At 61.6% G+C, this 22,403-nt stretch carries 27 protein-coding genes; 17 read left to right on the top strand and 10 right to left on the bottom strand.

Annotated features, from left to right (window positions below; translation table 11 throughout):
- Positions 1–233: 233 nt before the first annotated feature.
- From BN1969_RS15570 to BN1969_RS15560, 3 genes are read left to right on the top strand one after another with little or no spacing between them, the layout of a single operon-like run.
- Positions 234–581: an STAS domain-containing protein gene (locus tag BN1969_RS15570; protein ID WP_050625118.1), complete on the top strand. Its 348-nt coding sequence runs from the start codon at positions 234–236 to the stop codon at positions 579–581.
- A complete protein-coding gene (gene spoIIAB, locus BN1969_RS15565) occupies positions 578–1,018 on the top strand; it encodes an anti-sigma F factor (protein WP_050625117.1) in 441 nt (146 codons plus the stop codon). The genes BN1969_RS15570 and spoIIAB overlap by 4 nt, the downstream gene beginning before the upstream one ends.
- Positions 1,015–1,743, top strand: coding sequence for a sigma-70 family RNA polymerase sigma factor (locus tag BN1969_RS15560; protein ID WP_050625116.1), 729 nt, complete (start codon positions 1,015–1,017; stop codon positions 1,741–1,743). Before spoIIAB ends, BN1969_RS15560 begins: the two co-directional genes overlap by 4 nt.
- A gap of 168 nt (positions 1,744–1,911) precedes the next feature.
- Here the strand turns inward: BN1969_RS15560 and BN1969_RS15555 are convergent, their stop codons facing one another.
- The 5 genes from BN1969_RS15555 to BN1969_RS15535 all read right to left on the bottom strand — a co-directional run bounded on the left by BN1969_RS15555 (position 1,912) and on the right by BN1969_RS15535 (position 6,438).
- Complete coding sequence (locus BN1969_RS15555; RefSeq protein ID WP_050625115.1) at positions 1,912–2,463, bottom strand: hypothetical protein; 552 nt, start codon at positions 2,461–2,463, stop codon at positions 1,912–1,914.
- Between the two features lie 307 nt (positions 2,464–2,770).
- Complete coding sequence (locus BN1969_RS15550; protein ID WP_050625114.1) at positions 2,771–3,331, bottom strand: hypothetical protein; 561 nt, start codon at positions 3,329–3,331, stop codon at positions 2,771–2,773.
- Between the two features lie 174 nt (positions 3,332–3,505).
- Positions 3,506–4,213 (bottom strand): response regulator transcription factor, encoded by a 708-nt coding sequence (locus BN1969_RS15545; RefSeq protein WP_050625113.1) that lies wholly within the window; start codon positions 4,211–4,213, stop codon positions 3,506–3,508.
- Positions 4,206–5,366, bottom strand: coding sequence for a sensor histidine kinase (locus BN1969_RS15540; RefSeq protein ID WP_050625112.1), 1,161 nt, complete (start codon positions 5,364–5,366; stop codon positions 4,206–4,208). The genes BN1969_RS15545 and BN1969_RS15540 overlap by 8 nt, the downstream gene beginning before the upstream one ends.
- A 112-nt stretch (positions 5,367–5,478) precedes the next feature.
- On the bottom strand, positions 5,479–6,438 hold the full coding sequence (locus tag BN1969_RS15535) for an AEC family transporter (RefSeq protein WP_050625111.1): 960 nt from the start codon (positions 6,436–6,438) through the stop codon (positions 5,479–5,481).
- Positions 6,439–6,755: 317 nt separating this feature from the next.
- Between BN1969_RS15535 and pyrE the strand changes: the two genes are divergently transcribed.
- The 7 genes from pyrE to BN1969_RS17360 all read left to right on the top strand — a co-directional run bounded on the left by pyrE (position 6,756) and on the right by BN1969_RS17360 (position 12,393).
- Entirely contained in the window at positions 6,756–7,430 is a 675-nt protein-coding gene (gene pyrE, locus BN1969_RS15530) for an orotate phosphoribosyltransferase (protein WP_050625110.1), read from the top strand.
- A 199-nt stretch (positions 7,431–7,629) separates the two neighbouring features.
- Positions 7,630–8,319, top strand: a complete 690-nt coding sequence (locus BN1969_RS15525) for a JAB domain-containing protein (protein ID WP_050625109.1) — start codon at positions 7,630–7,632, stop codon at positions 8,317–8,319.
- 104 nt (positions 8,320–8,423) lie between these two features.
- Positions 8,424–10,397, top strand: coding sequence for an excinuclease ABC subunit UvrB (gene uvrB / locus BN1969_RS15520; RefSeq protein WP_050625108.1), 1,974 nt, complete (start codon positions 8,424–8,426; stop codon positions 10,395–10,397).
- A gap of 247 nt (positions 10,398–10,644) precedes the next feature.
- Positions 10,645–10,911 carry a transposase gene (locus BN1969_RS18735; RefSeq protein WP_242850361.1) on the top strand — a complete coding sequence of 89 codons (267 nt, stop codon included), beginning with the start codon at positions 10,645–10,647 and terminating at the stop codon, positions 10,909–10,911.
- A gap of 5 nt (positions 10,912–10,916) precedes the next feature.
- Entirely contained in the window at positions 10,917–11,360 is a 444-nt protein-coding gene (locus tag BN1969_RS15510; protein ID WP_050625106.1) for a hypothetical protein, read from the top strand.
- Complete coding sequence (gene ybaK, locus BN1969_RS15505; RefSeq protein ID WP_050625105.1) at positions 11,360–11,848, top strand: Cys-tRNA(Pro) deacylase; 489 nt, start codon at positions 11,360–11,362, stop codon at positions 11,846–11,848. Before BN1969_RS15510 ends, ybaK begins: the two co-directional genes overlap by 1 nt.
- 71 nt (positions 11,849–11,919) lie before the next feature.
- Positions 11,920–12,393, top strand: a complete 474-nt coding sequence (locus tag BN1969_RS17360) for a CPCC family cysteine-rich protein (RefSeq protein WP_077138787.1) — start codon at positions 11,920–11,922, stop codon at positions 12,391–12,393.
- A gap of 73 nt (positions 12,394–12,466) precedes the next feature.
- Here BN1969_RS17360 and BN1969_RS18940 read toward each other — a convergent pair whose 3' ends face one another.
- Positions 12,467–12,598: a hypothetical protein gene (locus tag BN1969_RS18940; RefSeq protein ID WP_272867235.1), complete on the bottom strand. Its 132-nt coding sequence runs from the start codon at positions 12,596–12,598 to the stop codon at positions 12,467–12,469.
- 83 nt (positions 12,599–12,681) lie between these two features.
- Here BN1969_RS18940 and BN1969_RS15495 point away from each other — a divergent pair, with 83 nt between their 5' ends.
- The 3 genes from BN1969_RS15495 to BN1969_RS15485 all read left to right on the top strand — a co-directional run bounded on the left by BN1969_RS15495 (position 12,682) and on the right by BN1969_RS15485 (position 16,666).
- Positions 12,682–12,909 carry a helix-turn-helix domain-containing protein gene (locus BN1969_RS15495; protein WP_187120356.1) on the top strand — a complete coding sequence of 76 codons (228 nt, stop codon included), beginning with the start codon at positions 12,682–12,684 and terminating at the stop codon, positions 12,907–12,909.
- Positions 12,910–13,087: 178 nt separating this feature from the next.
- On the top strand, positions 13,088–15,916 hold the full coding sequence (gene uvrA, locus BN1969_RS15490; RefSeq protein ID WP_050625104.1) for an excinuclease ABC subunit UvrA: 2,829 nt from the start codon (positions 13,088–13,090) through the stop codon (positions 15,914–15,916).
- A 204-nt stretch (positions 15,917–16,120) separates the two neighbouring features.
- On the top strand, positions 16,121–16,666 hold the full coding sequence (locus BN1969_RS15485) for a GNAT family N-acetyltransferase (protein WP_050625103.1): 546 nt from the start codon (positions 16,121–16,123) through the stop codon (positions 16,664–16,666).
- Here BN1969_RS15485 and BN1969_RS18110 read toward each other — a convergent pair.
- A complete protein-coding gene (locus BN1969_RS18110; RefSeq protein WP_147577124.1) occupies positions 16,629–16,892 on the bottom strand; it encodes a hypothetical protein in 264 nt (87 codons plus the stop codon). The two genes, BN1969_RS15485 and BN1969_RS18110, sit on opposite strands and share 38 nt — an antisense overlap.
- Before the next feature lie 83 nt (positions 16,893–16,975).
- Here BN1969_RS18110 and BN1969_RS15480 point away from each other — a divergent pair, with 83 nt between their 5' ends.
- The 4 genes from BN1969_RS15480 (at position 16,976) to recD2 (ending at position 20,376) form a co-directional block, all read left to right on the top strand.
- Entirely contained in the window at positions 16,976–17,191 is a 216-nt protein-coding gene (locus tag BN1969_RS15480; protein WP_050625102.1) for a helix-turn-helix domain-containing protein, read from the top strand.
- Positions 17,192–17,268: 77 nt separating this feature from the next.
- A complete protein-coding gene (locus BN1969_RS15475; protein WP_077138786.1) occupies positions 17,269–17,757 on the top strand; it encodes a COG2426 family protein in 489 nt (162 codons plus the stop codon).
- Between the two features lie 46 nt (positions 17,758–17,803).
- Complete coding sequence (locus BN1969_RS15470; protein WP_050625101.1) at positions 17,804–18,127, top strand: hypothetical protein; 324 nt, start codon at positions 17,804–17,806, stop codon at positions 18,125–18,127.
- Between the two features lie 23 nt (positions 18,128–18,150).
- Positions 18,151–20,376: an SF1B family DNA helicase RecD2 gene (gene recD2, locus BN1969_RS15465; RefSeq protein WP_050625100.1), complete on the top strand. Its 2,226-nt coding sequence runs from the start codon at positions 18,151–18,153 to the stop codon at positions 20,374–20,376.
- A 61-nt stretch (positions 20,377–20,437) separates the two neighbouring features.
- Here the strand turns inward: recD2 and BN1969_RS15460 are convergent, their stop codons facing one another.
- From BN1969_RS15460 to trhA, 3 genes are all read right to left on the bottom strand, one after another.
- Complete coding sequence (locus BN1969_RS15460; protein WP_050625099.1) at positions 20,438–20,695, bottom strand: hypothetical protein; 258 nt, start codon at positions 20,693–20,695, stop codon at positions 20,438–20,440.
- A gap of 79 nt (positions 20,696–20,774) precedes the next feature.
- Complete coding sequence (locus tag BN1969_RS15455) at positions 20,775–21,428, bottom strand: TetR/AcrR family transcriptional regulator (RefSeq protein ID WP_050625098.1); 654 nt, start codon at positions 21,426–21,428, stop codon at positions 20,775–20,777.
- 139 nt (positions 21,429–21,567) lie between these two features.
- Positions 21,568–22,314 carry a PAQR family membrane homeostasis protein TrhA gene (gene trhA, locus BN1969_RS15450; RefSeq protein WP_082203625.1) on the bottom strand — a complete coding sequence of 249 codons (747 nt, stop codon included), beginning with the start codon at positions 22,312–22,314 and terminating at the stop codon, positions 21,568–21,570.
- Between the last annotated feature and the right edge of the window lie 89 nt (positions 22,315–22,403).

Here is a 22,403-nt window from a genome sequence, read left to right as displayed (position 1 = left end):
TCAAAATTCAAAATAGAAGGAAATGAGGAGGCACCTCATAGCTGATGGTATAAAACCCGTCTATGTGAAACGTGATTGTTTCTTGTATGGTATCAGATGGGAGGGGTGAGGTCAAGGACAAACATGGATTTTCTTCCCAGCCTCGACAGCTTGTGCCCGGTTTTGCAGGGGGCTTGTCCTATAATCTCCTCATATCACCCGGCAGAGAGGACCGGGCCAAGGAGGAAGTCTGAATGACCGTAGATTGCGTGTCCGAGGGGCGGACCCTGACAGCGGCGGTGCGGGGGGAGCTGGATCACCACCGGGCCAAGGAGGTGATGACAGAGCTGGATGAGCAGATCGACATGGCTCTGCCCCGGCGGCTGACTCTGGACCTGTCAGGCCTGAGCTTTACGGACAGCTCGGGCATCGCAGTACTGATCCGGGTCAGCCGGCGGATGGAGCAGATCAAGGGCGAGCTGATAGTGCGGGGCGTGCCTCCGCAGCCGTGGAAGGTGTTTCAGGCGGCCGGCCTGCACAAGCTGATCCGATTTGAACAGGAGGAGCCCGCCGCGGCGGGGGAGGAGGACGTACATAAATGAAGGTGGAAAATTACGCCGCGCTGGAATTTCCCAGCCGGTCAGCCAACGAGGGGTTTGCCCGGGCGGCGGCGGCCTGCTTTGCCGCCCAGCTGGACCCCACGCTGGAGGAGATCAACGACATCAAAACCGCCGTGAGCGAGGCAGTGACCAACGCCATCGTCCACGCCTACCCGGACCGGCTGGGCAAGGTGGCCCTGAAGCTGCGTCTGAAGGAGGGCGGCATCCTGGAGATCTTGGTGCGGGACTGGGGGGTAGGCATCGCGGACGTGGAGCAGGCCCGGACCCCGCTGTTTACCACCGGGAGCGAGGAGCGCTCCGGGATGGGCTTTACCATCATGGAGAGCTTCATGGACGTGGTAAAGGTGCGCTCTACCCCGGGGAAGGGGACCCAGGTGACCATGCGGAAGCGGATCTCCCCCCGCATAGGCGGACGATGAATGGCACGCCAACGGCTCCAGAGCTGCTGGAGGCGGCCAGACAGGGGGACAACCGGGCCTGTGAGCAGGTGTTGGAGGAAAACGCCGGCCTGATCTGGAGCATTGTGCGGCGGTATTACGGACGGGGCGTGGAGCCGGACGACCTGTACCAGCTGGGCTGTCTGGGCTTTTTGAAGGCGGTGCGGGGCTTTGACCCATCCTTCGGGACCCAGTTCTCCACCTATGCGGTGCCCAAGATCGCGGGGGAGATCCGGCGTTTTCTCCGGGATGACGGCACTGTGAAGGTGAGCCGGGGCATGAAGGAGCGGGGGGCCGCAGTGTGGGGCGCCCGACGCCGGCTGGTGGCCGAGATGGGACGGGAGCCCACCCTGTCAGAGCTGGCGGCGGAGACCGGCCTGACGCCAGAGGAGATCGCAGCGGCGGAGACCGCCTCTGACGCAGTGGCATCCCTCCAGGCGGAGACAGGAGAGGGCGGATTGACCCTGGAGGGGATGCTGGGCACCGGCGGGATGGAGGAGGACGTGGTGGAGCGGCTGACCCTCCGTTCCGCCATGGAGGAGCTGCCGGAGCGGGAACGGCAAGTGCTGCTGCTGCGCTATTACAAAAACCTCACGCAGATCCAGTGTGCCAGAGTCCTGGGGGTCTCCCAAGTCCAGATCTCACGGTTGGAGCGGCGGGCGGTGGACCGGCTGCGGAAGATCCTGTGCGAGGAAGAAGTGTTCTGAGACTTCTCTGCCCCAGACGGGGCAGAAAAATAATGGGATGCAGGCTGCGGAAAAAGTCCCTGGAGGACTTTTTCCGCAGCCGTAAATACTCCGGGCCCGTACCATCTCTGGTACGGGCCCGGAGTATTTACGGAATAATTTTAGGAAATGATGTCTGGAGCTCCAGGGTCAGGCGAGGGCGGAGACGACGGCGTCCGGGTCGCTGACGTGAAAAAACAGCAGGCCCACCACACGGTCGTTGCCCTTCTTGATGCCCATCACAGCGTTGGCGCGGCTCTTGCCGGCCTCACGGCCGATGGCTGCGTTGAAGCAGACGTTGCCGGCACCGCCGTCGCGGCACTCCACCGCACAGGTCACCTTCTGGTCACGGGGCATGGTCATCACGTTGGATTTGACCACGGCGATGATGCGCTGGTCGGTGATGGCATAGATGGTCTTCTGCTCCAGCAGCTTCTTGTCCAGATAGGGACGGACGGCCACCGCCAGCGGGATGCCGATCATGGGCACCAGGCCGATCAGGATGATCCCAATGCTCTTATTGTCCGCGATGGCGAAGGGGAGGAAGACACCGAAGGAAAACAGGGTCATGACGGCGGTGATGATCCAGGCCACATACTGGGAGACACGGTCAGGGGACCGGAGGAGCTTCGTCTTGGTGGGTCGGCCGAACCAGAGGACCTTCTCGTTGTCCCGCAGAGTCTTTTGGAGGATCTGTTCCATAAATATGTTACTCCTTTCATAAATAAGAATGAATTCTTATCTTGATAAAAGATTACCACAACATTTATAAAAACGGTATAAATAGGGGGTATATTGACGTTAAGAAAGCGAAAAAATAAAAAATAGAATCAAATAAATGATGTAAAAAATAAAAGAATACCGCCTCCCCTTTGGCGGAAGGGGAGGCGGCGGATCGGCCGGGCGGTGAGCCGGTATGGGGCGGACGTTTAGGAGAGAGAAACGCCCGCTCCCTCACCACACGGAGAAGAAAAACCGAACCAGAGAAAAGTGAGAAAACTCCGGCCGTTTAGGAGAGATATCCAAGCAGGGATTCTGGCTGAGGGATGTGGAAGAACAGCAGGCCGGGGACGCCGGACTGGGCAGGACTGCCGCAGCGGACCCCCAAAATAGCGTTGTCCAGCATTTTGGAGGAGGACTGGCCCACCGCTTCACAGAAGCAGAGGTTGCCGCTCTCCCCGTCCCGGGCTTCAATGGAGTGGGTGAGGATGCGGCCCAGGGGAATATACATCAGGTTGTTCTTCACCAGAGCCAGCACCCGGTAGTTGGTGATGGCGTAGATGGTGTCATGCTCCAAGCTCCACTTGTCCAACAGGGGGCGGATGGAGATCATGGCGGGGAGGAAGGCAGCGATCATGAGGATCACGGTCAGATCGGTGACGGCCTGATGAGTGCGGAGGAAAAAGGGGATCAGACCGCCCAGGATCACGGCCAGCGCCGCGGAACAGAGGACCCAGGTCAGGAGCAGAGAAGTACGGGAGGGGATGGACATCAATTTGAAAGGGGAGGGACGGCCGCTCCAGCGGACAATCTCACCGTCCAGAAGCACTTCCTGTAATCTCTGTTCCATGATGTGGGCTCACTTCCTCAAATTCTCTTCTGTCTGTTATTATAGCCTCTGGGCTATAAAATGGGTGTTAAACTGAAACAGAGGGTCGCTAAATAATTGTTAAGAAAAAAACAGGGGAGAAAAACAGCACCTCCGGAGCCTTAGCCTCCGGGGGTGCTGATGTGTATGGAAGGCTCAGCTGTCCTCCAGCATCCGGTATCCGATGCCCAGTTCTGTCAGGATGTATTTGGGCTCGGAGGGGTTTTCCTTCAGCTTGCGGCGGATGTTGGCCATGTTGACCCGCAGGATCTGGTTGTTGCTGCCCTCGTAGGGGCCCCAGACATGCTTGAGGATGAAGTCATAGGTGAGCACCTTGCCGGCATGGAGACAGAGCAGCTCCAGGATCTTGAACTCGTTCTGTGTGAAGTGGATCTCCTCGCTGCCCACGAAGACCTGGTGGCGGGCAGTGTCCACGACTAGGTCTTTGACCTGATAGCGGTCCTTCTGCTCGCCCTGGCTGAGGTTGATCCGGTCGGCCCGGCGCAGGGTGGTTCGGATGCGGGCCAGCAGCTCCGGAACGCCGAAGGGCTTGACCACATAGTCATCCGCCCCCATGTCCAGGGCTTTGACCTTCTCAGACTCCCGATCCCGGGCGGAAATGATGATGACAGGCACCTCCTGGGGCAGTCCGCTGAGTTCCTTGAGCACGTCCAGTCCGTCCATGTCGGGCAGGCCCAGGTCCAGAAGCACCAGATCGGGACGGTGGGAAAAGAATAGGCTGAGAGCCTCCTTGCCGGTGGTGGCGGACATGGCCTTGTAGTCGTTGGCGGTCAGAGCGCGGCAGATGAAGTTGCTGATGGTGCGCTCATCTTCTACGACCAGGATCAAACGTTTTTCACTCATATGCTTTCTCCTCCATGGGAAGGCCGAAGCGGAAGACCGCTCCGCCCTCAGGGTCATTTCCGGCGGCGAAGAAGCCGCCGTGGGCTTTGATGATGCTCTGGCAGACGGACAGGCCGATGCCCATGCCTCGGGTGGAGTCGCCTGACAGGTCCCGGGGGAGGGGACGGCCGGACTGGACTGCCTGCATGATGTCAGGAGACAGTCCAATGCCATGGTCCCGGACCTCCACCACCGCCCACTCCTCCTGGCGGAACAGGTGGAGCTGGATGTGCTGAGTGTCCCCGGAGTGGCGGACCGCGTTTTCCAGCAGATTGACGATGACCTGCTTGATGAGCATGGGCTCCATGGGCAGGAACAGGATGTCCTCTGAGAGGTCCAACTGCACATTGGCGTCCGGGAAACGGCGGCGGGTAGTGAGCACCGCGTCCCCCGCCACCTCCTCCAGCATCTCCTCCCGCTTCTTCAAAGGGACAGAGGCGTCCTGGATACGGGTGATGGACAGCAGATTCTCCACCATGGTGGTGAGAGCTTCGGCGTCGTTTTTGATGTCGTTGAGCAGGGAGACATCCTTCTCACTGCGGGGCTCCTCGCTGGACAGCAGTACCGCGGCCGCCCCGGAGATAGCAGTCAGAGGGGTGCGGAGGTCGTGGGAGACGGAGCGAAGGATATTGCTGCGGATGGTCTCCCGGGCGGCCTCCAGCTGAATGGCATTCTTTTCCTGGTTCAGGCGCTCGTTCAGCTCATACAGGGCCTTGGTGTTCTGCTCCCGCTGTTCCGCCTCCAGGGCCTGGAGCTTGATCCGGGAGGTGAGGGTGCAGATGATGATGGCGATGGCCGTCATGCTCAGCATGGCCACCGGGTATCCGGCATAGCTGAGAGAGAAAGCGGAGTAGGGGTACATAAAATAGTAGTTGATGCAGAAAGAGCTGAACAGAGAGGCCAGGATACCATAAAAATATCCAGTGGTCAGCCAGGATACGAATGTGACGGCCAGCACATAGACCAAGGCGGAGTTGTTCTCCACGCCGAACTGAAACAGCAGCCGGCTGAGGTAGTATGCCCCGGCCATGAAAAAGGCGGTGATCAGAAAATTCATCACGCCCCGTGGGACAATGGCGGTCAGATCATGGAGCTTGGCTTTCCATTCTTTCAAAAGGAGCCCCCCTTCCAGCGGCCGGTCAGAGGATGACACGACGCTTGTATTCTTAGTCCCATTATAATAAGGAACGGCCCGGCCTGCAAGCAGAAAATGAGGGCGTCCTCCTTCAGGACCAGAGGAGGGGAAGGAGGCACACATAGAGGACAAACAGGGCCATACCTATGACTGCGTTGCTGGCGAAGGCGTTGCTGGCGATCTGGGAGTCCTCCAAAGAGCCATACTCCGAGATGTAGGCGTTGAGGATGACAGAACCGTGCTGGGAGATCAAGGTAAAGAACGCGGCATTAAAATAGAAATCCTGCCCCACCATGGGGTCCATCAGGAAAAATTTGACCCCATAGCTGACGGAGAAGATCAGAAGATAGCGCCAGGCGACCAGGCGCAGGCTCTCCCGAATCTTGTCCGGATTGTCCATATGGATCCGGTAGCCCACTGTGATCAGGATCAGGGTGGAGCTGATGCCGCCCAGCTTGGAGATGGTGTCGATCACGCCGCCGCCCAGGTCTGTGGCGGAAACGGCGTCCCGTATGCCCAGAAGCTGAAGTGCCAGGGCCAGGAAGATCATGACAAACAGTGGAGATAAAAGGTTTTTTCCGATTTGACGCGGTCCGGCGGTCTCTCCCTTTAGATAGATCCGGGCGACCGGCATGAAGACTAGACCGATAAACAGCTCATGCCCCACTCCCATGCTGGTGAGATACCCCATATTTTCCAGGCCGAACACAGTGGAGAAAAGAGGAATGGCCATGAAGCCGAAGGCAAAGGCACAAGGATAGAGGGGAGCGAAGCGGCGTTTGAAATGGAACAGGCGCGCGGTGAGAAAGCCCAGCCCCAGGAGCAGAAGCTGGATCAGAAAGGTGCAGGCGGCCAGCCCAAAATGCTCGGGGCGCAGATCCAGCCCAATAAAGGTGGTGAAGATGGTACAGGGGATCAGATAATCTGAGACCAGCTTTGTCACACCCTGAACGGTCTCTTCCGAAAAATAATGGCGTTTTTGGAGCCAAAAGCCAAAAATAATGAGCAGGATAACAGGGAGAACGCTGCGGATCAGATGTTCCGGCTGCATGATACGGTATCCTTTCAGATGTCAGCACAAAGTATGAGGCGTCCCGGCAGAAAACAGAATGGGGAACGGACAGGCCCGACCCTGGGGATTCGGATATGCCTGCTGTCTGAAAATTATAACACACAGAACAGATGCTGTCACCAGTATTTCACAGGGAGACAGGCGGAACGGAAAAAACTTTCCGGGCTTCCACAGGATGGAGTTCTTGTACCTGAGCAAAAAAAGTGGTATAATAATACGATTTCCCCCAAGAGATCAGGCCCGTCGGGGCGGCGGGCCTGACAGGGGAGGACAATGAATGGAATGAGGGATTTTGTATGACCTACAAGGAAGAATTTATCACGTTCATGGTGCGCTCCGGCGTGCTCACCTTCGGGGACTTCACCACCAAATCCGGCCGCAAGACCCCCTATTTTGTCAATACCGGAAACTACAAGACCGGTGCCCAGGCGGCCAAGCTGGGGGACTACTACGCTGCCTGTATCCAGGAGCACATGCCAGACGGCATTACCTGCCTGTTCGGACCGGCCTACAAGGGCATCCCCCTGGCGGTGTCTGCCGCCGCCTCCCTGTACCGCAATTATGACCGGGATCTGCCCTACTGCTTCAACCGCAAGGAGGCCAAGGACCACGGCGAGGGCGGTTCCATGGTGGGCTACAAGCCCCAGGACGGGGACGACGTGGCCATCGTGGAGGACGTAGTCACCGCCGGCACCGCCGTGCGCGAGTCCATCGAGCTGTTCAAGCATGTGGCCGACGTGAACATCAAAGCCCTGTTCGTCTCGGTGGACCGGATGGAGCGGGGCACCCGGGAGTGCTCCACCCTGGATGAGCTGCGCCAGGACTACGGCATTCAGGTCTTCCCCATCGTCACCGTGCGGGAGGTCATCGCCTTCCTCCACAACAACTCCATCGACGGCAAGGTCTATATCGACGACGAGATGAAGGCGAAAATGGAAGCCTATCTGGAGGAGTACGGGGCCAAGGGCTGAGCCAAAAAATTCCCCGTCCCCTCGGAGAGCGGAGGGGGGCCTCCGGGGGGAACTGGTGCCCCCCGGAAAACGCGGCGCGCGAATGCGCAAAGCGGTCCCCGCAGGGACCGCCCGCGTTTTGAATGGAGGCCTATCTGGAGGAGTACGGGGCCAGGGCCTGAGCACGGCAAAAGAGGACAGAGAAAGAGAGGGAGCAGGGATGGCGGAGAGGCGCAGATCCATCCATACAGGGCACCGGCAGCGGGTGAAAGATGAATTCTCCGCCCGGGGACTGGCGGGCTGGCCGGACCACCGGGTCCTGGAACTGCTGCTGTACTACGCCATCCCCCAGGGGGATGTGAACGGGCTGGCCCACGAGCTGGTGGAGAGGTTCGGCTCGCTGGCCGGGGTGCTGGACGCCGCGGAGGAGGAGCTGTGCCGGGTGCCCGGAGTGGGGCAGCACACCGCTGTCCTGCTCAAGCTGATCCCGGCGGCAGGGGCGCGCTACCTCCAGAGCCGGGCGGACCTGGGGGAGCCGGTGCGCCGGACGGAAGACGCCTACGCACTGCTGGAGCCCTACTTCTTCGGGGCCAGGAACGAGATGATCTACCTGCTTGCGCTGGATGGGAAGAACAAGCCTCTGGGGGTGCGGAAGGTGGCGGAGGGCAGCATCTGCGCCGCCAACATCAATCTGCGCCGGATCATGGAGGAGGCAGCCGCCCTCCGGGCGCCCCAGATCTATCTGGCCCACAACCACATCAGCAACCTGGCCTTCCCCTCCCCGGTGGACATCTCCACAACTCAGACCATGCGGACGGCCCTGGCGGGGGTGGGCATCGAGCTGCTGGATCACCTGGTCTTTGTGGACGGGGATATGGTGTCCATGCGGGACAGCGGGATGATGAAGTGATGCCTGGGCCCTGTCCCTCTGTGGACAGGGCCTTGACTTAGAACATTTGTTTTATTATAATAGGGCGGACGAAGAGCGGCCCGGGAGGAACAGGAGGGACGGCTATGCCCAGATTTGAAGTGGTTTCAGAATACACCCCCAGCGGGGATCAGCCGGAGGCCATCGAGGCCCTGGCCAGCGGACTGGAGATGGGGCTGGACGAGCAGACGCTGCTGGGCGTCACCGGCTCGGGCAAGACCTTCACCATGGCCAAGATCATCGAAAAGGTCCAGCGGCCCACCCTTGTGCTGGCCCACAACAAGACCCTGGCCGCCCAGCTGTGTGCCGAGTTCCGGGAGTTCTTTCCCCACAACGCGGTGGAGTACTTCGTCTCCTACTACGACTACTACCAGCCGGAGGCCTATATCCCCCACACAGACACCTTCATCGAAAAGGATTCCGCCATCAACGAGGAGATCGACCGGCTGAGGCTGTCCGCCACCGCCTCCCTGATGGAGCGGAGGGACGTGATTGTGGTCTCCTCCGTCTCCTGTATCTACGGTCTGGGCGAGCCGGAGGACTTCGCCAAGATGATGGTCTCCCTGCGGGTGGGGGCCACCCTGGAGCGGGACGAGCTGCTGAAAAAGCTGGTGGCCATCCGCTATGAACGCAACGATATCGCCTTTGACCGCAACATGTTCCGGGTCCGGGGGGACACGGTGGAGATCTGGCCCGCCTATTGGAAGGATACCGCCCTGCGGGTGGAGTTTTTCGGGGACGAGATCGACCGCATCAGCGAGATCAACGTGGTCACCGGCACCCCCATCCGCCGGCTGAACAACATCCCCATCTGGCCGGCCACCCACTATGTCACCCCCAAGGAGAAGATGGACGCCGCTATCCAGGAGATCTACAAGGAACTGGAGGAGCGGGTGGCCTTCTTCGAGGGAGAGGGCAAGCTGGTGGAGGCCCAGCGGCTGAAGCAGCGCACCATGTACGACGTAGAGATGATGCAGGAGCTTGGCTACTGCTCCGGCATCGAGAACTATTCCCGGGTCATTGAGGGGCGGCCCGTGGGCTCGCCCCCCCACACCCTGCTGGACTACTTCCCCAAAGACTTCGTCCTCTTCATCGACGAGAGCCACGTCACCCTGCCCCAGGTGCGGGCCATGTATAACGGGGACCGGGCCCGAAAGACCACCCTGGTGGATTACGGCTTCCGGCTCCCCTGCGCCTTTGACAACCGGCCGCTGAAATTTGAGGAATTTGAAAAGCGGCTCAACCAGGTGGTCTATGTCTCCGCCACCCCGGGGGAGTATGAGCGCACCCGCTCGGGCCAGATCGTGGAGCAGGTGATCCGGCCCACCGGGCTGCTGGACCCCAGGATCGAGGTCAGGCCGGTGGAGGGCCAGATCGACGACCTGATCGGGGAGATCAACCAGCGCACCCAGCGGAGCGAGCGGGTGCTGGTCACAACCCTGACCAAGCGGATGGCGGAGGACCTGACCGCCTACCTCCAGAACGCGGGAATCAAGGTGCGCTATATGCACCACGACATCGACACCATCGAGCGGATGGAGATCATCCGGGACCTGCGGCTGGGCACCTTCGACGTGCTGGTGGGCATCAATCTGCTCCGGGAGGGCCTGGACCTGCCCGAGGTCTCCCTGGTGGCCATCCTGGACGCGGACAAGGAGGGCTTCCTCCGGTCCGAGACTTCCCTCATCCAGACCATCGGCCGGGCCGCCCGGAACGCCGACGGCATGGTGGTGATGTACGCGGACACCATCACCCCCTCCATGCGCCGGGCCATCGACGAGACGGAGCGCCGCCGGGAGAAGCAGGACGCCTTCAACAAGGCCCACGGCATCGTCCCCAGAACGGTCATCAAGTCGGTGCGGGAGCTGCTGGAGACCTCCGCCACGGCGGAGGACGTGGCCTCCAACCAGCGCCAGGGCAGGGTCAAGGCCATGACCAGGCAGGAGAAGGCCGCCGAGATCGCCCGCCTGGAGAAGGCCATGAAAGAGGCGGCCAAGATGCTGGAGTTCGAGCTGGCGGCAACTTTGAGAGATCAGATCATCGAACTGCGGGGGAAGTGAGAAGAATTCTATGGAGCTGCTCCCGAAACGGAAGCCGAACCGTTTGACCGGATACGATTACAGCCAGCCGGGGTGTTATTTCATCACCATTTGCACAGCTGGGCGGCAGCCAATTTTGCGTAGGGGCGCACAGTGTGCGCCCGCATCGGAAATTCCGCCTCTCACAGAAATCGGGGAAATTACGGAACGGGCAATTCAAAGTATTCCAAATCATTATCCGTATGTTTTTGTGGAAAAATATGTAGTCATGCCCAATCATATCCACCTTATGTTGCGTATCGAGGGAACCGGGCGCACACTGTGCGCCCCTACTCCCGTCGGAGCGGTTCCCCGGATCATCAAAGCAATGAAAGAGACGGTCACCAAATGTGCCAGGTCTCCCGTCTGGCAAAAGGGCTATCACGACCACATCGTCCGCGGCGAGGCGGACTATCTCCGCATTTGGAACTACATCGACACGAATCCTGCCAAGTGGCGGGAGGACTGTTACTACTGCCAGAATGAGGGAGTGTAGTTACTGTGGAACACACCTATCTGCTCCGTCCCGGCCGCTGGCGGGCGGAAGGGACCTACTACGACGAGACGGGCCGCTCCTTTCCCCTGGCCGGGGAGACAGAGCTGGTCCAGGAGGGGGCGGAGCGGCATCTGGACGGCTGGATGGAGGTGTCCGGGCCCGCTCCGGTCCGATTCACGAACCGCTATGTCATCCGGGAGACGGACCGCCCCTTTACCCTGACCTGGCAGTCCTTCAACCCGGTGCTGGGCGTGCTGGAGGGTACTTTCGAGCTGGCGGGAGAGAGTATCCTGTCCCGCTATGTCTCACGGGACCGGGTGTACTCCGGCTGTGAGGTGCTGACCCTCCAGGCGGACGGCAGCTATCACAACGCGGGCGTGTCTATGAAGAACGGACGGCGCATGTCCGCCTGGACCGCCGTGCTGAGCGAGGAGAGGGGAAGGACATAATGGCTAAGGTAAAAGAGGAAAAAACCAACGTCATGCGGGTCCTGGACCAGAAGAAGATTCCCTACACCCCCCACGCCTATCCCCACGGGGACGGCGAGGCCCCCGACGGGGTGACGGTGGCCCGCTCCCTGGGGCAGGACCCGGAGCGGGTCTTCAAGACGCTGGTGACCCGGGGGGCATCCGGGGGATACTACGTCTTTGACATCCCGGTGACAGACACGCTGGACCTGAAAAAAGCGGCTAAGGCGGTGGGGGAGAAGTCCATCGCCATGCTCCACAGCAGGGAGCTGCTCCCCCTGACCGGCTATGTCCACGGGGGGTGCTCCCCCATCGGCATGAAGAAGCAGTTCCCCACCGTCTTCCATGAGACGGCGGAGATCCTGGACACCATCATGGTCTCCGCCGGAAAGATCGGCTTCCAGGTGGAGCTGTCCCCAGCGGACCTGATCGAGCTGGTGGGCGGGACCACGGCGGACGTGACAGTGTGAGGAAAAGAAACTGATATACCCAGATGTTCTGCAATCGGCCGGCTGTGACCGCTTTGTGAGGAGGGGATAAGATGGAGCAGCAGGAAAAGCCGCCCAAGTTTCTCTATCTCCCAGAGGTCAAGAATGACCATTTCATCATCGGCGGGGCGGATGACCGCCCCGATGCGTCCGTACCGGGATCAGAGCCGGGGCCGGGACCTGAGGAGCCCACGGGTATCTACCCCTGCCCGTGCTGCGGGTATCTGACCTTTCCCGCCCCCAAAGAGGAGGCCATAGCCTACATCTGCCCGGTGTGCTTCTGGGAAAACGACGTGTTCGACCCGGGGGAGGACGATCCCAGCGATGAGAACCGCGGCCTGACCCTCCGACAGGGCCGGGAAAACTACCGGCGCTGGGGCGCGGTCCGCCCCGACCTGGTTGTCCACGCCCGACCGCCCAGGCCGGAGGAGCGGCCGAAAGAAATGCCGGCCTCCCGGCTTACGGCTTCTCCTGGAACTGGGACAGCTCCCGGGAGAGGGAAAGCCCCAGGTCCAGGCCCAGCGTGAAGGCGTGTTGGGCCTGGAAGGAGGCTAAGATCTCCATGCTGTCAGTGAGATGGAAGAGCAGATCCTGGTCGGCCTAGGAACAGGAGCGGACCTTCTCCTGGGCCTGCTCCAGCCGCTCCAGAAGCCCGTCCTCTGTGGGGGAGCGGGGCTCATAGGGGAATTTTTGGATGACCAGCTCATAGAGCAGGGAAAGTGTGTCATACATAGAGTACCACCCAAAAGTAATAATTTAATTATGACTAAATTATAGGCGAATTTAGAATTGGTGTCAAGAGGGAGATTGGCAGGATGGAAAAGATCATGCTGCCCCTGGGGCGGCGGCTGAAAGAACTGCGGAAAGAAAGAAAACTCAAACAAAAGGAAATGGCCCGGTTTTTGGAATGTACAGACCGAAATTATCAGAAAATGGAGTACGGAGAGATTAACGTTCCCGGACTGACACTGATCAAACTGGCGGACTTCTTTCAGGTCAGCCTGGACTACCTGGTGGGCCGCAGCGACGACCGGGAGCAGTAAAAACGATCCCCGCCCCCCCCCCCGCCGGGCGGGAAGAGCAGGGAAAAGCCGGGGGGCTGATCTTGGCGGGCGTGTGCCTGATCCTCTGTAGAATGAACATTCAAGCCATTTCCCAGTCAAACCTCGACCCCAGTGTCATCTGCCTGCGCATACAGGCGTTACCAAAGGAGAAACCAAAATGCACAGTCATATTTTTGTCAAGGGCGCCCGGGTGAACAACCTGAAAAACATTGATGTGGACATCCCGCGGGACAAGCTGGTGGTCCTCACCGGGCTGTCCGGTTCGGGAAAATCCTCCCTGGCCTTCGACACCATCTATGCCGAGGGACAGCGGCGGTATGTGGAGTCCCTCAGCTCCTACGCCCGCATGTTCCTGGGCCAGATGGAGAAGCCCGACGTGGACTATATCGACGGGCTCTCACCCGCCATCTCTATCGACCAGAAGACCACCAGCAAGAACCCCCGCTCCACTGTGGGCACCGTGACGGAGATCTATGACTACCTCCGTCTGCTGTGGGCCCGGGTGGGCACCCCCCACTGCCCCATCTGCGGCAAGGAGATCAAACAGCAGACCATCGACCAGATCATCGATCAGGTGATGGCGCTGCCCGAGGCCACCCGCATCCAGATCATGGCCCCGGTGATCCGGGGCAAGAAGGGGGAGCACGCCAAGATCTTCGAGGACGCCCGCAAGTCGGGCTATGTCCGCTGCCGGGTGGATGGCATCGCCTATGATCTCAGCGAGGAGATCAAGCTGGAAAAGAACAAGAAGCACGACATTGAGATCGTGGTGGACCGTCTGGTGATCCGGGAGGACATCGCCCGCCGTCTCACAGATTCGGTGGAGACCGCCGCCTCCCTGGCGGGGGGGCTGGTGATCGTCAACGTGGTGGGGGAGGACCGGGATATCCTGTTTTCCCAGAACTACGCCTGCGAGGACTGCGGCGTCTCCATCGAGGAGCTCACCCCCCGCATGTTCTCCTTCAACAACCCCTTCGGCGCCTGCCCCACCTGCACCGGCCTGGGCAGCCAGATGAAGATCGACCCGGAGCGCATCATCCCCAATAAAAACCTGTCCATCATCGAGGGGGCCATTACCGCCTCCGGCTGGAGTAGCATCAAGTCGGACGGCATCTCCCGGATGTACTTTGACGCCCTGGCCAAGCGGTACAAATTCAAGCTGAACACCCCGGTGAAGGACCTGCCTCCGGAGGCGCTGGACGCCATCCTCTACGGCACCAACGGGGAGAAGCTGACCCTCTACTACGACCAGCCCCGGGGGAAGGGGACCCTGTATCAGGCGTTTGAGGGTATTGTCAACAACCTGGAGCGCCGCTACCGGGAAACTCAGTCCGACTCTGTAAAGCGCGAGCTGGAGGAGTGCATGAGCGAGTGCCCGTGTCCCACCTGTAAGGGCCGCCGCCTGCGCAAGGAGTCTCTGGCGGTCACCGTGGGGGGGATCGATATCGACGCCTTCACCCACAAATCAGTGGACGACGCCCTGGAGTTCGTGGATCAGCTGACCCTGACTGAGACCCAGATGCGCATCGCCCAGCGGATCCTGAAGGAGATCCGGGAGCGGCTGGGCTTCCTGCGGTCGGTGGGGCTCCAGTACCTGACCCTGTCCCGCAGCGCCGCCAGCCTGTCCGGCGGCGAGAGCCAGCGCATCCGGCTGGCCACCCAGATCGGCTCCTCTCTGATGGGAGTGCTGTATATTCTGGACGAGCCCTCCATCGGCCTGCACCAGCGGGACAATGACATGCTGCTGGAGACTATGAAGCACCTGCGGGACCTGGGCAACACCCTGCTGGTGGTGGAGCACGATGAGGACACCATGCGGGCCGCCGACTATATCGTGGACGTGGGCCCCGGGGCCGGCGTCCACGGCGGACAGATCGTGGCCTGCGGCACAGCGGAGGAGATCATGAACACCCCCGGCTCCCTCACCGGCGACTACCTCTCCGGGCGGCGGAAGATCCCGGTGCCGGAGCAGCGCCGGAAGGGGAACGGAAAGTACCTGAAGGTGCTGGGGGCGGCGGAGAACAATCTGCGCCACATCGACGTGTCCTTCCCTCTGGGGACCTTCACTGCGGTGACCGGCGTGTCGGGCAGCGGAAAGTCCTCCCTGGTCAACGAGATCCTCTATAACCGGCTGGCCTGCGACCTGAACCGGGCCAAGACCCGGCCGGGCAGACACGACGGCCTGGAGGGGGAGGAGTTCCTGGACAAGGTCATCAACATCGACCAGTCCCCCATCGGGCGCACGCCCCGGTCCAATCCGGCCACCTACACCGGGCTGTTCAACGACATCCGGGACCTGTTCGCCTCCACCCAGGACGCTAAAAGCCGGGGCTACGGCCCGGGCCGCTTCTCCTTCAATGTGCGGGGCGGCCGGTGCGAGGCATGTCAGGGGGACGGCCTGCTGAAGATCGAGATGCACTTCCTGCCGGACATCTACGTCCCCTGCGAGGTGTGCAAGGGCAAGCGGTACAACCGTGAGACCCTGGAGGTGCGGTATAAGGGGAAAAATATCTATGAGGTTCTGGAGATGACAGTGGAGGAGGCCCTCCCCTTCTTCGAGAACCTGCCCCGGATCTACGGGCGGCTCAAGACCCTGATGGATGTGGGGCTGAGCTATATCAAGCTGGGGCAGCCCTCCACCGAGCTGTCCGGCGGCGAGGCCCAGCGGGTCAAGCTGGCCACCGAGCTGTCCAAGCGCTCCACCGGCCAGACCATCTATATCCTGGATGAGCCCACCACCGGCCTGCACAGCTATGATGTCCACCGGCTCATCGAGGTGCTCCAGCGTCTGGTGGAGGCGGGCAACACCGTGGTGGTCATCGAGCACAACCTGGATGTCATCAAGACCGCCGACCATGTCATCGACCTGGGCCCCGAGGGGGGCGACGGCGGCGGCACCATCGTCTGCACGGGCACGCCGGAGGAAGTGGCCGCCTGTGAGCGGAGCTACACCGGGCGGTATCTGAAAAAGATGCTGGAGCGGTGAGGGCGCGTCCTTCTGCCTGGGCCAGATCAACAGAACGGACAGGCCGCGGGTCCCTGCGTGAGAATCGGAAATAAATGCGCCCCCGCAGAGCCGGATGCCCCCATCGGGCCGGACGGCCCCCTATATACCCATCATAATATATAACGCGCGGAGCGCTCCGGCGGCCTTTGCCGGAGCGCCGCAGAAAATCAGGAGGAGGATCCTATGGAACACATCCGAATCATCGCCCCGGGCGATCCTGGCTTCGACTGGCTCTATGACCTCTATATGCAGAGCTTTCCCGTCCACGAGCAGCGCCTTCGGGAACGGCAGGAGGGGGTGCTGGGCCATCCGGAGTACCACTGCGACCTGCTCTGTCAGGGGGAGACACGGGTGGGGCTGTTGATGTGGTGGGCCGGGCCCGGCTTCCGCTATGTGGAGCATTTCGCCATCGCCCCGCAGCTGCGGGGCCAGAGCTGGGGCAGCCGGGCACTGCGTGAGTTCCTGGCGGAGGGAGACCCGGTGGTGCTGGAGATCGATCCTCCGGAGGACCCGGTATCCCGGCGCAGGAAGGGCTTTTACGAGGGGCTGGGCCTTGTCTCCAACCCATGGCCCCACATCCATCCCCCTTACCGCCTGGAGTTCTCCGGCCACGCCCTGGAGGTGATGACCTTCCCCGGCGGCTGGGACGAGGGACAGTACCGGCGCTTTGCCCGATATCTGGACGAGACGGTCATGGCAGACCGCCCTCAGAAGGTGGCGGGGGCGTAAGTGGTCCATCCTCCAGGTCCCGGGCCAGCGCCAGTCCTGTCCGTAGTCCCAGACGGAAGCTGCGGAGGGCGTAAAAGCGGTTGAGCTCTTCCAGCTGTTGCTGGAGAAAGGGGTCCAGCACGCTTCGGAGCAGGTCGGCCCGGCAGGCAGTCCCGAAATCTGGGGGCTGAGAGGAAAGGGTAGTTTTGATATAGTGCTCATAGAACCAAGATAGAAAGTCTTCCATATCAAATCAGCGTCCTTCAAACACATCATATTGCGATGTTATTATAATACATCATTTAATAATGTGTTAAGAGGAGATTAAAAATGACAGAAGTGATCCTTCCGGGGCTGGCGGGCCGGCTGAAGCCGCTGCGAAACGAAAAAAAGATGACCCAGAAAGAGATGGCCGCTCTGCTGGACTGCACAGAGGGACATTATCAAAAGATCGAGTATGGAAAGATCAATCTCTCTGCCCTCCAGCTGATGGAGCTGGCCGACTTTTTCGGCGTCACCACCGATTATTTGCTGGGCCGGGATTGACGGATGGACCGGTATCGTGTAAATTGGTTATCAGCTTGCCGCGGCGCGGCAAAATACGGATTTGACAGGAGACCAGAATGGATCTTTTTCAGTGGCTGACCGACACTACAGAGGGGAAATGCCTGTTCACCACCCTGGTGTCTATGATCCCCATCATCGAGCTGAGAGGGGGCATCCCCTTCGGCGTGGCCCTGGGCCTGCCCTACTGGCTGGCCTTTCCCGCCGCGGTGATCGGGAACGTGATCCCCGCCCCCTTCATTATCGTGTACATCCGCCGCATCTTCGCCTGGATGCGCAGACATCTGCCCCGCCTGAACAGCATGGTGGACAAGCTGGAGGAGAAGGCCCACCTGAAGGGACAGAAGGTGCGGCGCTACCAGTATCTGGGCCTTTGGATCTTTGTGGCAATTCCCCTGCCCGGAACCGGCGCATGGACCGGCTCTCTGGTGGCCGCCTTTCTGAACATGCGGCTGAAACAGGCCCTGCCCGCTGTGGTGCTGGGGGTGATGACGGCGGGGTGCATCATGACTGCTCTGACCCACGTGGGTATCAATCTGTTCGCCTGAACCCCGGCGGCGCTTCCGGCATAGGATGGGCCGGAGGTGAGCCTGCATGGAATATGTGTGGGAGATCGTGCTGACCGTCCTGTGCCTGATGGGGCTGGGCCTACTGGTCTGGTGCCTGCTGGGGCGGCTGGTGTGCCCGGTCCCCGGGCAGGAGGTCCTGGCCGTCCTGGAGGGGCAGGGGGACGGAGGGGGGCTGGAGCAGAGCGTCCGCGCCCTGATGTGGCTGAGGAGCCTGGGCCTGCTGCGCTGCCCGGTGGTCATCGTGGACCTGGGTCTGGACCGGGAGGGCCTGGCGGTGGCCCAGCGGCTCGCCCTGCGCTGGCCGGTGGTGGACCTGTACCGCCCGGAGGATGGGGCGGAGGCGCATTGATACAAGAGAGGAGGTGCCCAAAATTGGAGGACGGCAGAGAGCTGGAACTGGTGGAGGGCACCGTGGCCTCTTTGATCTTTCAGAATGAGGAGAACGGCTACACCATCCTCCGGCTGGAGCGGGGGGGCGAGGAGCTCACCCTGGTGGGGGAGATGCCCGGCGTCTCCCCCGGGGAGTACCTGTCGGTGCAGGGGCGCTGGGTGCGCCACGCCACCTACGGCGCCCAGTTTAAGGCAGAGATCGTGGAGCGCCGCCTGCCCCAGAGCCTGAAGGAGGTCTTCCACTACCTGGCCTCCGGCGCAGTGAAGGGGGTGGGCAAATCCACTGCCCGCCGCTTGGTGGAGGAGTTCGGAGAGGACGCCCTCCGGGTGATGGAGGAGGAGCCGGAGAAGCTGGCCTCCATCAAGGGGATCACCCCCAAGCGGGCCCGGCAGATCAGCGAGTCCTTCCGCCAGCAGATGGGGATGCGGAGGCTGATGGAGTTTTTGGGGGAACACCAACTCCCGCTGACCCTGGGGACCGCCCTGTACCGGGCCTATGGGGATGTGGCGCTGGAGGTGCTGCGCTCCAACCCCTATCTGATCGTGGGGGAGGAGTTCGGTGTAGAGTTTTCCCAGGCGGATCAGCTGGCCCTGTCTCTGGGGGTGGGGGGGGAGGACCCACAGCGCCTGGAGGCGGGGCTGCTCTTTGAACTGGCCCACAACCTGAACAATGGACACAGCTTCCTGCCCCGGCGCAAGCTGATAGAGGCCACCGCCATCCTGCTGGACGTGTCCGGCGGCTTGCTGGAGCCCTGCCTGGAGGCCCTGGCCAGCCGGGGCGAGGTGGTCTGCGAGGCAGTGGCGGGGGAGGATGGGGTATATCTGCCCGCCCTTTACGATGCGGAGTGCTATGTGGCCTGGCGCGTCGGGGAGATGAGCCGGTCCGAGCTGCTCCCGCCGGACGACCTGGACAAGCTGATCGCCCGAATCCAGCGGGACCAGGGAATCCGTTACGCACCCCAGCAGCGGGAGGCGGTGGAGCTGGCAGCCCGCCGGCAGGTCATGCTCCTCACCGGGGGGCCGGGTACCGGTAAGACCACCTCCCTGCGGGGGGTGCTGGCCCTGTTCGAGACCCTGGGGCTGGAGACCGCCCTGGCGGCCCCCACTGGCCGGGCGGCCAAGCGGCTGGGGGAGCTGTGCGGTACGGAGGCATCCACCATCCACCGCCTGCTGGAGACCGGCTTTGACCCCCACAGTGGGCGTCTGGTCTTCAGCCACGGGGAGGACGACCCTCTGAAGGCGGACGCCGTCATCGTGGACGAGACCTCCATGGTGGATGTGCCTCTGATGGCGGCGCTGCTGGCCGCCCTGCGCAATGACTGCCGGCTGGTGCTGGTGGGAGACCCGGACCAGCTGCCCTCCGTGGGGCCGGGGAATCTGTTCGGGGACCTGATCCGCAGCGGGACTGTGCCCACCGTGCGGCTCACCCAGATCTTCCGGCAGGCGGCCCAGAGCGCCATCGTCCGCAACGCACACCTGGTGAACGCGGGGGAGATGCCCGACCTGCGGAAGAACGATAACGACTTCTTTTTCCTCTCCCGCCGGGACCCTCAGAGCGCGGCGGAGACCATCGTGGACCTGTGCCGCCGGCGCCTGCCGGAACGGATGGGGATCCCGGCGGACCAGATCCAGGTGCTCTCCCCCACCAGGAGGCGGGGGACGGGCACCTCCGCCCTGAACCAGGCCCTCCAGGCGGCGCTGAATCCGCCCTCGGAGGAGAAGGGGGAGCGGCGCTTCGGCGACACCCTCTTCCGGGAGGGGGACCGGGTGATGCAGGTGAAAAACAACTACGACATCCTCTGGAGGGAGGACGGGGGCGCGGCCTCCGGGATGGGGGTGTTCAACGGAGACATCGGCCGCATCCAGTCCATCGACCCGCGGGGGGAGTGCATCACCGTGGACTTTGAGGGGCGGATCGTAGAGTATTCCCCGGACATGCTGGGAGAGCTGGAGCCTGCCTATGCCGTCACGGTCCACAAGGCCCAGGGCAGCGAATACCGGGCGGTGATCCTGGCTGCCCTGGATGGGGCCCCCATGCTGCTCACCCGGGGCGTGTTGTACACGGCCATCACCCGAGCCCGCAGCCTGTTCATTGTGGTGGGGGAGGAGAGCGTGGTGGCCCGCATGGTGGCTAACAACCGCCAGACCCGCCGGTACAGCGGCCTGCGGGCCCGCCTGGCGGGGGAGACAGCGTCGCTCCCCCTGTGACTGAAAAGCGCCAGCCTGCCAAGTACGGCAGGCTGGCGCTTTTCCCCGAGAGAATGGATGCTCATTTCCGGCGGAGGAACAGGATGCGGGCGGCCTCCGCCAGGAGGACCAGGCTGCCGGCGGCCAGGCATACCCTGGCCGCCGCGGCACGGCCCTCCTGAGCCAGGGGCATGGCCTTGGCGATGAGTCCGGCGCCGGTGAGCAGGGAGAGGGCCCCGCCCATGAGCCGCACCGGGCGGTGCTCCCAGGCCCGGTTCATGGAGCGGTCAAATCTGCCGGCAGCCCCTTCCACCAGCTGTTCCAGTCTTTCTTCCGTCATAGGGATACCTCCTTATACATTCGTTCTGATTGTATGTATATTTGCAAAATCAAATGCCCCAGGGGGCATCTGATGGAAGCTAGGTCCGTTCCTCCCCGTACAGCACAGCGCCCATGGCGGAGAAAGCAGCGGAGACCTGGTCGTTGATCAGGGGGAGGCCGATGCTCTCCAGCATGGTGCTCACACAGGCAACCTTGCGCTGAAAATCGGGGCCCGTGGACGAAAAGACCAGAGGGCTGAGCAGGAGGTTGGTAAAGACGGCCACAACCTCTGCCGCGATTTGAGGCGAGTCCACAGTGATGGAGCCGTCCGACACCCCTTCCTCCAGAAAGGTGCGGGTCATAGGGACGACGGAGGTTCGGCAGCTGAGCAGGTAGGCACAGACCAGCTTGGGGCTTTGGTAAAAGGTCCGGGAGAGCATGCGGTACATCTGGAGCTGCTCCCGGTTGGAGACGGAGGCAATGATGAGCCGCTGTAATTTCTCCAACCCGTTCCGGGAGGTGTCCTCCTGGATCTCACGGCAGGGGACCGTCTCGTGGAACATATAGGTGGTGACGGCGTCCAGCATCTCCTCCTTACCGTGGAAGTGGTGGTAGATGGCTCCCCTGGTCAGGCCGCAGGCTTCTGCGATGTCCTGCAAGGTGACATGCTCATAGCCGTGCTCCAGAAACAGCCGCTTAGCGGTGTCCAAAATGGCCTTTTCCGTCACTTCCGGGTACTTATTCCGCGGCATGGTTTGTGCCTCCCAATAGATACATAATGTATGTATCTGTAGAATAGCACAGAACGATCCTGCTGTCAACCCCCTGGCGCGAAGCTGAAAAAACTCCCGGCCATTCCATGGCCGGGAGGATCCGGTGTTTCAGGGAGGGTCACAGGGGAGCGACCACGGAATACATCAGGATAAAGTGAGACACGCTGCCCAGGACGATAAAGACGTGGAAGATCTCGTGGCAGCCAAAGCGGGGGTTGTTCCGGCCGGGCCACTTGACCGCGTAGAGCACCCCGCCCACGGTGTAGAGCACTCCGCCGGCGATCAGCCAGAACATGCCCGCGGCGGGCAGGACGCGGGAGAGAGGGGCGATGGCGAACAGAGCCATCCAGCCCATGGCCAGGTAAATGACGCTGGTGAGCCAGCGGGGGATGTCCAGCTTGGCGATGGTGAGGATGATCCCCGCCGCCGCACACAGCCAGATGGCCAGCAGCAGGGGGGCGCCCACGCCGCCCCAGAGGACGGTCATGCAGATAGGGGTGTAGCTGCCGGCGATCAGCAGGTAGATGGAGCAGTGGTCATATTTCCGCAGGGCCAGCCGGCCCCGGACTGTGGTGTTGACGCAGTGGTACAGAGTAGAGGCGGTGTAGAGGCCGATCATGGACAGCCCATAGACCAGGAAGGCGGAAAATTTGATCCAGTCCTCCAGCCCGGCGGCCCGGACCAGAAGAAATGCCGTGCCCACCAGGGCCAGCACCGCACCTGCCCCGTGGGTGATAGCGGACCAAGGCCGCAGGCCGTCATAGGGGTCCCGGCGGGGTCTGGGAGCCTGCTGATGGCGGGCGGTGAGCGGGGCGGAGCGGGTGATATCCGGTACCACAGAGGGATTATAAGCAGGTTCGTGCATAGAGAGCTCCTTTCCAGGAAGGCACATCTGTTCTTGCGTATCATTAGTATAACACCAAACGGGCAAAATATCAATATAAAAATTACTAA

This window comes from Clostridium phoceensis (assembly GCF_001244495.1).
Classification (GTDB): Bacteria; Bacillota; Clostridia; order Oscillospirales; family Oscillospiraceae; genus Lawsonibacter; species Lawsonibacter asaccharolyticus.
Note: the sequence above shows the minus strand (reverse complement) of the source record. Positions and strands in the feature narration are given on the sequence as shown.